Annotated in this window: 10 protein-coding genes; 9 read left to right on the top strand and 1 reads right to left on the bottom strand. The window is 65.4% G+C overall.

Annotation, left to right across the window (positions count from 1 at the left end):
* Positions 1-366: 366 nt before the first annotated feature.
* The 9 genes from murC (at position 367) to MJD61_08540 (ending at position 11,882) form a co-directional block, all read left to right on the top strand.
* Positions 367-1,815 carry a UDP-N-acetylmuramate--L-alanine ligase gene (murC, locus tag MJD61_08580; protein MCG8555328.1) on the top strand — a complete coding sequence of 483 codons (1,449 nt, stop codon included), beginning with the start codon at positions 367-369 and terminating at the stop codon, positions 1,813-1,815.
* Positions 1,816-1,965: 150 nt separating this feature from the next.
* Complete coding sequence (locus MJD61_08575; GenBank protein ID MCG8555327.1) at positions 1,966-2,895, top strand: FtsQ-type POTRA domain-containing protein; 930 nt, start codon at positions 1,966-1,968, stop codon at positions 2,893-2,895.
* 140 nt (positions 2,896-3,035) lie between these two features.
* Positions 3,036-4,259: a cell division protein FtsA gene (gene ftsA / locus MJD61_08570; protein MCG8555326.1), complete on the top strand. Its 1,224-nt coding sequence runs from the start codon at positions 3,036-3,038 to the stop codon at positions 4,257-4,259.
* Positions 4,260-4,369: 110 nt separating this feature from the next.
* The gene (gene ftsZ, locus MJD61_08565) at positions 4,370-5,644 is read left to right on the top strand and encodes a cell division protein FtsZ (GenBank protein MCG8555325.1); all 1,275 of its coding nucleotides are present in this window, start codon (positions 4,370-4,372) and stop codon (positions 5,642-5,644) included.
* A 93-nt stretch (positions 5,645-5,737) separates the two neighbouring features.
* Entirely contained in the window at positions 5,738-6,307 is a 570-nt protein-coding gene (locus MJD61_08560) for a Uma2 family endonuclease (protein MCG8555324.1), read from the top strand.
* 20 nt (positions 6,308-6,327) lie between these two features.
* Positions 6,328-6,792 carry a hypothetical protein gene (locus MJD61_08555; GenBank protein ID MCG8555323.1) on the top strand — a complete coding sequence of 155 codons (465 nt, stop codon included), beginning with the start codon at positions 6,328-6,330 and terminating at the stop codon, positions 6,790-6,792.
* 330 nt (positions 6,793-7,122) lie between these two features.
* The gene (locus MJD61_08550; protein ID MCG8555322.1) at positions 7,123-7,866 is read left to right on the top strand and encodes a hypothetical protein; all 744 of its coding nucleotides are present in this window, start codon (positions 7,123-7,125) and stop codon (positions 7,864-7,866) included.
* Positions 7,867-7,880: 14 nt separating this feature from the next.
* Positions 7,881-10,316 (top strand): cadmium-translocating P-type ATPase, encoded by a 2,436-nt coding sequence (cadA, locus tag MJD61_08545; GenBank protein MCG8555321.1) that lies wholly within the window; start codon positions 7,881-7,883, stop codon positions 10,314-10,316.
* A 153-nt stretch (positions 10,317-10,469) separates the two neighbouring features.
* Entirely contained in the window at positions 10,470-11,882 is a 1,413-nt protein-coding gene (locus tag MJD61_08540; GenBank protein ID MCG8555320.1) for a glycosyltransferase, read from the top strand.
* Here the strand turns inward: MJD61_08540 and MJD61_08535 are convergent.
* Positions 11,879-13,090, bottom strand: coding sequence for a hypothetical protein (locus tag MJD61_08535; protein MCG8555319.1), 1,212 nt, complete (start codon positions 13,088-13,090; stop codon positions 11,879-11,881). The genes MJD61_08540 and MJD61_08535 overlap by 4 nt on opposite strands.
* Positions 13,091-13,360 lie beyond the last annotated feature (270 nt).

Here is a 13,360-nt window from a genome sequence, read left to right as displayed (position 1 = left end):
CTAGTGTCCTGTATCCGTGATTACGTACATAAGTCGGCGAGCAATTGGCGACGCTCGGGTCATCGAATCGACGCAGACTGCGGTTCAATGTCGATGCAGTGCAGCGCTATTTCCAGGAGATAGCCAAACGGCGATCGATGGCGTGAGCGGTGTCAAGGGCCGGCGAATTATGTGCGGGATTTCGGATACAGGACACTAGGATTCGGGACGTCGACCCGGGACGTCCGGAACATCGACACCGAGTCGACGCATTACGGGGGAAACGGAAAATGCACCCCATGCTGGACAGGGACGCGGCTGCGGCGTACGTTGGCCGGGATCGTCTCACACGAGATCGAGCGGGCAGCCCGTGCCCTGGCTGACTCGATGTCCATTGGGTTGATCGGGAGGACCTGCGTGTTTTTGGGACGTTTTCGTAGACTGCACTTCGTGGGCATCGGTGGCATCGGCATGAGCGGCATCGCCGAGGTGCTGTTGGCCCACGGTTTCGAGGTGAGCGGTTCGGATCTGCGCCTCGGGGAGACCTCGCGGAGGTTGCAGGGTCTGGGTGCACGCGTCTGCCAGGGCCACCACGGCCGACATCTGGGCCAGGCTGACGTGGTAGTCTTTTCGTCGGCTGTCGCCTCCGATAACCCCGAGCTCGTGGAAGCGCGGGCGCGCGGACTGCCGGTCATCCGCCGGGCGGAGATGCTGGCCGAGCTCATGCGACTCAAGCATGGGGTTGCCATTGCCGGCTCGCATGGCAAGACCACGACCACATCGCTGGTGGCGACCCTGCTTCGGGTGGCCGGGCTGGATCCCACTGTGATCATCGGGGGCAAGCTCAACGCGCTTGGAAGCAATGCCGCGCGCGGGGCGGGCGAACTGCTGGTGGCCGAGGCCGACGAATCCGATGGCTCGTTCCTGCACCTGGCGGCCACCTTCGCCGTCATCACCAACATCGATCCCGAGCATCTGGACTTCTACGGTTCGCTCGATGCGCTCAAGAGTGCCTTCGTGGACTTCGCCAACCGGGTGCCTTTCTACGGCCTGGTGGTTGCCTGCCAAGACCATCTCGGGGTGCGGGACATCTTGCCGCGCCTCGAACGCAGGGTCGCAACCTACGGGATGGACGCGGGCGCCGACTATCGAGCCATCCGCTGCCGTACTCGGGGGCTTTCGTGCATCTTCGAGATCGTGCGTCGTGGCGAGCATCTCGGCGAGTTCGAGCTCAGCATGCCGGGCGAGCACAACGTACTGAACGCCCTGGCGGCCTTCGCCATCGTCGACGAGCTTTTTGTCGAACACGACACCGTCAGGCATGGACTGAGCACCTTTTGCGGCGTCCAGCGCCGGTTCACCGTGCTGGGAGCGATCGACGATGTCACGATCGTCGACGACTACGGGCACCATCCGGCCGAAGTGCGCGCCACGCTCCAGGCCGCTCGCAGCGCGTACAGCGGGCGGATCGTCGTGGCCTTTCAACCCCACCGCTACACCCGGACACAGGCCCTGTTTCAGGAGCTCACCCGGTGCTTCGGGGACGCGGACCTGCTGCTGCTTACGGAGGTGTACGGGGCCGGGGAGCAGCCGATCGCGGGCGCGTCAGCGGAGCGTTTGGCGGCTGCTATCCGCGAGCAAGGTCACAGGGCCGTGCATTACGTGCCTGCCCGCGAGGAGCTGGCCCCGGGGCTCGCGGCGCGCGTTCAACCGGGCGATGTGGTCATCACCTTGGGCGCGGGAGACGTCACCAAGACGGGCCCCGAGCTGCTCGAGCTGCTCCGGCGGCGGGTCGAGCACGCTGCCACCGTGACGGGGCTGCCTATTCTGAGCTGATTTCGAGCTGCTGCCCGTCCCGAAAGTCCGGACCGCGCCGGGACGCCGCCGGGTCATCGTTGGGCCGTCCGGTCTCGCCCAGCTTGTTCTTGGACGGCGCCTTTGCCCCAAAAACTGGACGAACGGCCGCGCCACTGATGAAACGGGCTCATGGGTTTGTCACGCCGGCGGCACGCGCGGCGGCGCGGGACGGCTGCGCCCTCGCCCCCGCGTCGCAATCGTCGCAAGCCCAACCATCCCCGCAAGCAAGCCGTGAGCGTGCCAGCGCGGGTGCGTTGGGCACAGCGGCGCGAGCGACTCGCCGCGGTTGGCCGGCGGCTGCGGCGGCCGGCAACCGTGGTGGGGTGGGGGCTCGCGGTGGCCGCGGTCGGCTGCGCGGTGTTCGCCTCGGCCAGGTTCGTAGAGCAGTATGTGCGCCGATCGCCGCACTTTCGCACCGACGTGATCCAGGTGTCGGGTCTCAGGCACCTCGATCGGGCCGGCGTGCTGCGAACGGCAGGCCTGGAAGTGGGGCAGAACATTTTCGCGACGTCACCCGAGATCGCGGAGGAGCGGCTGCGGCGTCATTCCTGGATCGCCTCGGTCGAGGTTCGTAGACGCCTGCCGGACAGCTACCGGATCCGGTTGCGAGAGCACCGGGCCGTGGCCCTGCTCGCGCTGGAAAAAACCTACCTGGTGGCGGACGACGGGACGGTGTTCAAAGCGCTAGGCCCAGGCGACCCGGCCGACCTGCCTCCCATCACAGGGGTCGACACCCAGCGCCTTGCCAAGGATCCTGCCCTCAGAACCTCGGTGCTGCTCAATGCAGTGGCCCTGCTTCACGACTACCGCGAGGCGGGGCTATGGCGCCGCCAGCCCATCGCCGAAATCCATATCGAGCCCGATCGCAGCCTGTCCCTTCATGTGGGGGACGGACCCACCCACGTGCGGCTTGGCAAGCGTCCCTTCCGCCGCAAGCTGCGCCGCCTGCGCAAGGTGCTCGACCAGCTGCAGCGGAACGAACGGCATGCAGCCTATGTCTACCTGGACAATCAACGTCGGCCCGACCGCGTCACTGTCAGGCTGCATCAGGGCAACTAGTTGCTGCGTTGCTGTATTCTCCCCGGAATACCGGCTCATGGTTGCGCGCCGGCCATCGGCCTCGGGGTGCAAGTTTTTTGGCCCGCCGATCCAGGCCGTGTATTCGTCGAGAAGGGCCTCGTGCCGGGAGTGTGAGACGAATGCCGGAACACGAACTCATTGCGGGCTTGGATATCGGCACCACCAAGGTGTGCGCGATAGTGGCCGAGCAGACCGAGGACGGTATCGACATCATTGGCATCGGATCCGTCCCGTCCAGAGGGCTCAAGAAGGGGGTCGTGGTGAACATCGAATCCACGGTCCAGGCCATCCGATCCGCCATCGACCAGGCGGAAACGATGGCCGGCTGCGAAATCGGCACGGTCTACGCGGGCATCGCCGGCTCCCACGTACGGGGGATGAACAAGGAAGGAGTCGCCGCCATTTCCGAGCGCGAGGTCAGCGAACAAGACGTCCAGCGTGTCCTGGAGCAATCCAAGGCTATTCCGCTTCCAGGCGACCGGCAGGTACTGCATGTGCTGCCGCAGGAGTACATCGTCGACGAGCAAGACGGCATCCGAGAGCCCGTGGGCATCAGCGGCGTGCGGTTGGAGGCGAGGGTCCACCTCGTGACGGCGGCGAACGCAAGCGTGCAGAACATCATCAAGTGCTGCCAACGCTGCGATCTCGACGTGGCCGAGGTGGTGCTCGAGCCGATCGCGAGCGCCGAGGCAGCGCTCTCGGAGGACGAGAAGGAAATCGGTGCCGTGCTGATCGACATCGGCGGAGGCACCACGGACGTCATCATCTTCATCAATGGAGCGGTGGTGCATACCAGTGTGATCCCCATTGGTGGCATCAACCTGACCAACGATGTCGCCACGGGCTTGCGGACACCCATCGCCGAGGCCGAGCGCATCAAGATAAAGTACGGCTGCGCCGACTCGAGCATGATCGACGAGGAGGAGACCATCGAGGTGCCCTCGGTGGGCGGTCGCGCGCCACGCTCGCTGCCGCGCCAGGTCCTATCCAATATCGTCGAGCCGCGGATGGAGGAGATCCTCTCGGCGATCCACCACGTCATAGCGGAGACAGGCTACCTGGAGATGCTGTTTTCCGGCGCAGTGATCACGGGGGGCACGACGCTGCTGGACGGCACCTGCGAGCTCGCGGAGAAGATCCTGGGCGTGCCGGTGCGCCGAGGCTCGCCCGCCGGGGTTGGAGGCCTTGTGGACGTCGTGCGCAGTCCCGCCTTTGCGACCGGGGTCGGCTTGGTCAAGTACGGCGCCGGCAAGGTGCGCGAGACGCCGGGCAAAGAGCTGGTAGTGCCTATTCAATCCGGATGGGGGCTGCGCTTGGGCAGTTGGCTGAGAGAAGTGTTTTGAGCGTTCAGGCGGCTCGCGCCGTCTAGCGCGCAGCCCGGTCGGGGTGCTCCGGCCTCCCTCCGGCGCAGCATAACGGGACAATCGGCAGGACGTTCTTGGAGGATACACTGATGGCAATCTCGATCGACATCGCAGATGACGCGGATCTGCAGGCTCGCATCAAGGTGGTAGGCGTTGGAGGTGGTGGCGGCAACGCGCTGAACACCATGATCAACAGTGGGCTTGAGGGGGTCGAGTTCATTGCCGCCAACACCGACGTTCAGGCACTGAGCACGAATCTCGCGACGACCAAGCTGCAGCTTGGGACGAGCTTGACGCGGGGTCTGGGCGCCGGAGGCAACCCGGACATGGGACGCAAGTCTGCGCTCGAGGACGTCCAGCGCATTGCCGACGCGCTTCAAGGCACCGACATGGTGTTCGTCACTGCGGGCATGGGGGGCGGCACGGGCACCGGCGCAGCACCCGTGATCTCGCAGATCGCCCGCGATCAGGGGGCGCTCACGGTGGCAGTGGTCACCAAGCCCTTCATGTTCGAGGGACGCAAGCGCAAGCGCTTCGCCGATACCGGCATGGAAGAGCTGATCGAGGCGGTGGACACCATCATCACCATTCCCAACGAGAAGCTGCTCCAGTTCGCGGACGACGATCGATCCTTGCTCGATACTTTCCGGCGCGCCGATGACGTGCTGGTGCAGGCAGTGCGCGGCATCAGCGATCTGATTCTGCACTCGGGCATGATCAACGTGGACTTCGCGGACGTCAAAACCATCATGAGCTCGACGGGTCGCGCTCTCATGGGGTCCGGCGTGGGTCGCGGCGAGCGCAGGGCCACGGACGCGGCCGAGATGGCGATCAACTCGCCGCTGCTAGAGGATGTGTCGGTGGATGGAGCCACCGGCATCCTCATCAACTTCACGACCGGCCTCGATATCCGCCTGCGGGAAATCAACGAGGCCGCCGGCTTGATACAGCAGCTGGCCAACGAGGACGCGCACATTATCTTCGGCATGGTCAACGATCCGGACATGACCGATCTGGTGAAGGTGACCGTGATCGCCACGGGCTTCGACGTGGAGCAGGCCCCCGCCGACGTGCACGCCGCGCGCCAGGACGGCTTCTCCCTGGCGCATTCGACCCGCAGAGCCCAGGCTCGCTCGGCGCAGCAGGCTCGACCAGCCGATCGGGGCGCCCGCCCGCCCACCCCGAGCACCTACAGCAGACAGCGGGCCAGCGAGGTGAACGTGCCGCTCGGAACCGAGGTCGAGAGTTCGCCAAAGGCAGCCCCGAAGCGTGCCTTCGGCCCGACGGCGCTGCACGACGAAACCGTGCTCGACATCCCCGCCTATCTGCGCAGAAGTGCCGGCGGCGAAACGAGCGGTTGGTAGTCACTGGCACCCGAGGCCGGCGCGCCGCAGGCGGGGCTTGGGCGGGGCTTGGCGCGTGTTGCTGGCTCTGGATGACCGGGCTAGGCTTGACCGGTGTCTTCACCGGCGGCCATTACCCAGGCGCCTCGGGTCACGTGGACCTACGAGGACTATCGGCTCATGCCCGATGACGGGCAACGCTACGAGGTGATCAAGGGGAAGCTGTTCGTGACGCCAGCCCCAAGCACCACACACCAGAGGGTGTCAAAACGCATTCAGCTGGCACTCATGCTTCAGATCGAGGAGCGAGGACTCGGTCAAGTCTACAATGCGCCGGTAGACTTGATCTTCTCGAACACGACCACCGTCCAGCCGGACTTGCTGGTGGTTCGCAAGGAGCGGGAGGCGTTCATCACCGAGCGCGGGATTGAGACCGCGCCGGACATCGTGATCGAAATCCTGTCGGACAGCACCCGGAGCACCGATCGCGAGCGCAAGTTCAAGCTCTACGCCGAGCGAGGGGTGCGCGAGTACTGGATCGTCGACCCGCACGAGCGGACCTTCGAGTTGTTCGTACCCGGAGATACCCAGTACGAGCTGCATGCACGCTTCGGTCCCGGAGATGAGGTGCGCTCCAGCGTCTTTGCGGTCACGCTGCAAGTGGATCGGGTGTTTCGACCCTGAAGGAGCCCTGTGGAGCGGCCATGGGTCAGCGGCTGACCATGCGCTACTACGCGCTCACCGGAGCGCTGAGCCTCTTCGCGTGCGATGGCATGGGGCGACCGGACCAGCGCACGAACAGCCCACCCCAATCGCATGAGACTGCCGCGAGCGTGCAGGAGAAGCCTGTTACCGGGCTGGAGCCGCCACCCCCGGGCGCGGTACACGACGTGCCTCGATCGGCCGCGGGGACAGCGTGCGAGCAGCCAGAGGGCTGCTATCGCCTGGCACTCGTGCGACAGCGACAGCGTAGCGCCGCAAGTCTGGCTCACGCGCTCGGGCTCTTCGAGCAGGCTTGCGAGCGAGGCCACTTGGAGAGCTGCTACGAGCTCGCCTTGATGTTACGTGACGGCGACGGTGTAAAGGTGGACGAAGCCCGCGCGCGCGGGCTGCTCGATCAAGCCTGCTTCGGTGGCCACCCCGCCGCCTGCGACCTACTCGGCCACTAGCTACCCCAATCCTCGCGTGGTCAACGCCGGTCAGTCCCCGCGCGCGCTCGGTCTGACGCTCAGCAAGGCCGCCCCTTTGAGGCGTTACGTGCGCTGGCCGGCAGCCTCCAGTAGCAGCAGCGCATCCTCGATGGCTGCGAGCTCTTCCTCGGCCCGCAGGCCGACGTCAGAAATGCCAAGCCCTACCACGCACTTCCCAGTTGCCGATGGTTCCCAGTTTCCGACAGCAGGGACCCGGGTCGGGCCCGGGTGATCTTCGCCGAGTAGAGGAGCGAGGCAGGTGCGGCCATGAAGCGAGCCACGAGCTCCTCTGTTGTATACTGAGTCCACGTGATCGCTTTGCGGACACTCCTTTGGACATGGGCCGCGGGTGGCGTACTCGCGGTGCAGGTCATCGCATGCGACGGCGGTGTACCGAGCCCGGTAGACCGCGGGCGGGCCGGGGCTCCCGGTTTGGCCGGGACCACGGGCGGCGTGAACGGCGTGGCGGGTAACGCCGGGAGCGCTGGCGTGGCCGGCGCGATCGACGCGGGCGCCGGCCTGGGAGGCACCGGGGGCGCCGGCGGTGGTACCGGGATGGCAGGATCGGCTGGTTTCGCGGGCGCCGGGATAAGCGGGACGAGCGGCGCCGCCGGCGCAGTTGGCGCTGGAGCCGGCGGGTCTGGGACGGCGGGTTTTGCGGGCAACGCCGGTGCGAGCGCGGGCAGCGGAGGAGCGGGTGGAGCAGCGGGCATGGCAGGCAGCGGCCCGCTCTCGCATGCGAAGGACATACAGCCCATCTGGGATGCCAGCTGCGTCACCCACTGCCATTCCAGGGACCCGCAGACCGTACCGGACGCGGGTCTGGAGCTGTGGCCGGACGGCTACCCCGCGATCATCAACGTCCCCTCGAAGCAAAGCGCCCTGGTCTTGGTCAAGCCAGGCAGTCTCACCGAGAGCTACTTGTGGCGGAAGCTCGACAACACCTTTGTCGCCGTCGGAGGCTCGGGCGAAACCATGCCTTTTGGTACCACGCTCCCGCAGGCCGAGCTCGCGAAGATCAGGCAGTGGATTCTGGACGGTGCCGCGCCCTGACGACTGAAGGCTCCATGGACGGCTTAGGGTATGACCAACCTTCAGACGAACGCGACCCCGTGTGCGGGATGATCGTGCGCGATTCGCCACATGGCGCGCGCCATGCGGGGCTCGAGTACCGCTTTTGTAGCCCAGGCTGCCTGCTGAGATTCAGAGCCGATCCCGGAAGCTACACCGGGGACGGGGCGTCCGTCCGAAGCACCGTGACGCCAGCTTCCGTCCGCGAGCACACCTGTCCGATGCACCCCGAGGTGCTCGAGCCTCGACCCGCGAGCTGTCCCAAGTGCGGCATGGCGCTCGAGCCGGTGCACGCTCCTGCGGCAGCCACAGCCGTCGAGTACACCTGTCCGATGCATCCGGAGATCGTGCGTGACGAGCCGGCCAGCTGTCCCCTGTGTGGCATGGCGCTCGAAGCGCGCAGCGTCGCGTTCGAGCCCGCCGAGGAAAACCCAGAGCTCGCTGACATGACGCGCCGGTTCTGGTTTGCGGCAACGCTGGCGCTGCCATTGCTGGTGGTCTCGATGGGCGACATGCTGCCCGGGCGACCCGTTTCCTTGCTCTTGTCTCTGCGCGCGCGCACGTTGATCGAGCTGGCGTTGGCCACACCGGTGTGTCTCTGGTCCGCCTGGCCCTTCTACGTGCGGGCCGTGCAGTCGCTCAGGCACAGGAGCCTCAACATGTTCACGCTGATCGGCCTCGGGGTCAGCGCGGCCTACGTTTACAGCCTGATCGCTGCGCTCCTGCCGGACATCTTCCCCGCGTCTTTCCGCAGACACGGCGAGGTGGCCGTGTACTTCGAGGCGGCGGGTGTGATCGTGATGCTGATTCTGCTCGGCCAGGTGCTCGAGCTGCGGGCACGCAGCCGGACCGGCCAGGCGATCAAGAAGCTGCTCGGGATGCAGGCCAAGAGCGCCCGGCGACTGAACAACGACGGCACCGAAGAGGATGTGCCACTCGAGGCAGTGCGGGCCGGAGACCGGCTGCGGGTCCGGCCGGGAGAGAAGGTTCCGGTCGATGGCGTGCTGCTCGAGGGCGGGAGCGCCCTCGACGAGTCCATGATCACGGGCGAGCCTATTCCCGTGGAGAAGCACGCAGGCGACGCGGTGATCGGGTCGACGGTCAACGCAACGGGCAGCTTTGTGATGCAAGCCGACAAGGTAGGTGCCGAGACGCTCCTTTCGCGAATCGTCGCCATGGTCGCCGAGGCGCAGCGCAGCCGTGCGCCCATCCAAAAGCTCGCGGACATGGTCGCCGGATACTTCGTGCCGGCCGTGGTCGGGATCGCAGTCCTGACCTTTGTGGTCTGGTCGCTGGTCGGTCCCGAGCCGCGCATGGCGCACGCGCTGATCAACGCGGTTGCCGTGCTCATCATCGCCTGCCCCTGTGCGCTCGGTCTCGCAACTCCCATGTCGATCATGGTGGCCACCGGCAAGGGCGCAACCATGGGGGTCTTGTTCAGAAACGCCGAAGCGATCGAAGTGTTGCGCCAGGTCGACACCTTGATCGTGGACAAAACGGGCACGCTCACCGAAGGTAAGCCCAAGCTGGTCAGCGTGGTGGCAGAGAACGGATGCGATGAGATTACCCTGCTGCGTCTGGCGGCGAGCCTCGAACGCGCCAGCGAGCATCCTCTGGCTGCCGCGATAGTAGACGAGGCGACAGCGCGCGGCGTCTCGCCTTCAAGCGCGGACGATTTCGAGTCGGCAGCCGGGCAAGGGGTCAAGGGCCGCGTGGACGACCGCCAAGTCGATCTTGGCAACCGGGTCCTGATGGACAGTCTTGACATCGGCGTGGTGCATCTCGAACCGGAGGCCGAACGACTTCGGGCTGACGGTCAAACCGTGATGTTTGTTGCCGTCGATGGCAAGCTTGCGGGCCTCTTGGGAGTGGCCGATCCGATCAAGGACAGCACGCCCGAAGCCATCCGCGCGCTGCTCAAGGAAGGCATCCGGGTCGTCATGCTGACCGGTGACAGTGCAACCACCGCCAAGGCCGTAGCAAAGAAACTGGGCATCGATGAAGCGGTGGCCGAGGTCTTGCCGGCTCAGAAAACAGACAAAGTCAAAGCGCTGCAGGCCGAAGGCCGCGTGGTCGCCATGGCGGGCGACGGCATCAACGATGCGCCCGCGCTTGCCCAAGCCCAGGTCGGCATCGCCATGGGTACAGGCACCGACGTAGCCATGGAAAGCGCGGGAGTCACCCTGGTCAAGGGCGACCTCAGAGGCATCGCACGGGCTCTTTCGCTGTCCCGGCAGACCATGCGCAACATCAAACAGAACCTGTTCTTCGCCTTCGTCTACAACGTGGCCGGCGTGCCGATCGCAGCAGGCGCGCTGTACCCCGCCTTTGGCTTGCTGCTATCCCCCATGATTGCCGCGGCCGCCATGAGCCTCAGCTCGGTGTCCGTGATCGCCAATGCGCTGCGACTGGGAGGACCCGTCCAAGAATGAGCTTCCCGAGAGATCCGACCAATCATCAGGCCGCGTGTCTTTCGAGCAGGAGCGACGCAGCCAACGACGTTTGGAGCCTGCGAAGTGGACAGGTTATGGTGTGGCGGGTCCGTAGCCTGGCTGCAGGGCCTGCGTAGCCACAGGAGCGACTCGATGTTGGAATTGGTCGATGTTGGTAGCCGCGTGCTCGATTCGTACCGTGGGGTTGCCCCCGATGATCTGCTCGAGGATCTGGTGGCGGAAGCGGAGTGCTTGCGGGGCGCGCGTGTCCTGCACGTCAACGCGACACCGTATGGCGGCGGCGTGTCGGAGCTGCTGCGCTCGGTAGTGCCTTTGCTCAACGATCTGGGTCTTGTCGCAGACTGGCGGATCATTCGGGGTGACGAGCGTTTTTTTCAAGTCACCAAGACGATGCACAACGGCCTGCAGGGAGCCCACGTGACCCTGACGGAAGCTCAGCAGAGCATCTACCTGGAAAACGCAAAGGAAAACGCTCGGGCCTTTGCCGAGCAGTACGATTTCGTGTTCATGCACGATCCGCAGCCAGCCGCCATCCTGTCGATGCGTGGCAAAGGCAACGCCCGCTGGGTCTGGCGCTGCCATATCGACACCTCCGAACCGAACCCCGAGGTGTGGACGTTCCTGCGCCCCTTTCTGTCTGATTACGACGCGGCAATCTTCACGATGTCAGACTTCGCGCCGCCCGATGTCCCGACCTCCAAAGTCGAGTTCATTCCTCCTGCGATCGATCCTTGCAGCCCCAAGAACCTACCCCTGGCCGAAGAAACTGCCCGCCATATCCTGGAGTGGCTGGGTGTGCGCGCAGATCGACCGCTGGTGACCCAGGTCTCGCGCTTCGACCCCTGGAAGGATCCCTTGGGAGTCGTGCAAGCCTACCGCCAGGTGCGCGAAGATATTCCCGAGCTGCAGCTGGTCCTCGCGGGTTCGCTCGCGCTCGACGATCCCGAGGGATGGGAAATCTGCCGGTCGATCCGCGCCGAAGCGGAGGGCGATCCCAGGATCCACGTGTTCACGAACCTGGTCGGTGTGAGCAACATCGAAGTGAACGCCCTGCAGCGGCTTTCGGACGTGGTGGTGCAGAAGTCCGTGCGCGAGGGTTTCGGTCTGGTGGTCTCCGAGACGCTGTGGAAGGGCACCCCCGTGGTCGCAGGCAGAGCCGGCGGAATTCCCTTGCAGATGGCCGATGGAGTAGGCGGCCTGCTGGTCGACGGCACCGACGCCTGCGCGGCGGCGATCCGCGCGTTGCTCGCAGAACCCAAGCGTGCCCACGCGCTCGCAGCTGCGGGCAAGGATCGCGTGCGAGAGCACTTCCTGACACCGCGCTTGGTGCTGAACCATCTGGAGCTCATGCGCGAGCTCGCCGGCGACCTGCCGTTGAGGCGACGTCCGAGCTGGCTGCGCAAGCACGATCCGGTATGCGGAATGGCGCTTGGGGAGCAGCCGGAGGCCACTGCTCGCTACGAGGGTGTCGACTATCGTTTTTGCTCGGCGCGCTGCCGTCTGGATTTTCTCGGCGCGCCCGAGCGCTACGCACGCAACCGCTAATCGAATGTGCCCTGAATGGTCGCCAGGTCGACGGTGAGCAGCGCGGTTGCGATCTGGTTCAACCCGTTTGGATCTCCTACCAGATGGAAGGTGCGATGGGTGTGCGACATGGAGGCGCCGGGGGCAAGCGCCGCGGCGGGCGATGACGACTCGAGCTCGTAGAAGGGCCCGAGCGGGGGCACACCGGGCATGGGCGGTCCATCGTTGTAGCTGTTGGACGCGTCGCCCTTGTAAGGGAACTTCTGCCGCTTCCACAGGGAGTTGACGTAGTCGGTCCTGCCCCTCGGTAGTGTGAACTGAACCAAGGTCAAGGCGCCGCTCGCCGCGTCGTAGCTTCCCATCACGCGACGGGCGCGCTGGGGAGACAAGCCGATCTTGCCACGCTGCTGGCCGTCGCCGCGGAAGAAGATGACGCCGTTGCGGATCTTCAGCCGGTCGGGAGGAACCTTGCCGAAGTAGGCATCGTTCACGATCGGGCCCAGCATGGCCTGTGGGCCCTTGCGGAAAGGCAGGACAATGGTGGTCTGAGGCGACGGCTGGTACATGCCAAGAATCCAGATCGACAACAGGCCGGTATTCTTCCTCCACCGCTGCTGGCCGGCATTGGTGATGCGGTTGACAGACTCGTAGGCCACCAGCTCCACACCCGGCGTAGGGGGAAGTTTGAGGTTGGTCCAGGCCTCCTGCTCGCTGAGCAGGCGAACCTCACGATCCACGAGCACATCAAAACGCGTCCCGGATTTGTTCAGGAGCTGGAACTGCCTGCGAAACGACACCCGGTCGGGAAGGATCTGCACCACCTCGAAGGGCTCCGTATCGAGCGGTGCCGGCGTGAACCAGGTCGCCAGATCGAACTTCGTTCCGGGCGCGAAGAAGATCGAGTACTGGCCGCCTTCCGGGCCCATCCAAAACCGGTCTTCGCCGCCGAACACATTGATATGCTCCTTGATCTGTCTCGACGCGATCAGCTCTCGGTTGATCCAGCCGAAGCTCAGTCCCCTTGCGTCGCCGGCCGTACTGGTCATCACGCGGCCTTGCCAGGCCGGCGAGACCGCCACCCGCGCCTTCATTAGCGGGTCTGACAGCACCACGAGCGATGGCTCGTACATTTGGAGGAAGTTGACGTCGTCGTCAAAAGTTCCCGCGGGCGCTGGAGCAGCGCCCCCCGCCACCGGAGGCGCCACGGTTCCCGCCACCGGAGGCGCCATGGTCCCGGCGGCCGGTGGCGCCGAAGTGCCCGCAGCCGGCGGGTCAGGACGTGGGATCCGTGTTGGACTGCTCCCGCCGCCGCACGCGAGCAAGACGGCTGCGCTAGCTGGTAGGAGCACGAAGCTTGCGCAACGGAGCAGGTCACGCGTAACTTCTCAAAAGGTGGTGGCGAGGAGAGGAGGGTAGGATCGCACAGGGTACAGAGCACTCAAGGAGCTTGGGCGCGGGCTTCGATGAGTGCGGGGAGAGCAGGGATACGGTTTTGGTTT

This window comes from Pseudomonadota bacterium (assembly GCA_022361155.1).
Lineage (GTDB): Bacteria > Myxococcota_A > Polyangia > Polyangiales > JAKSBK01 > JAKSBK01.
This window is presented reverse-complemented; position numbering and strand designations above follow the sequence as displayed.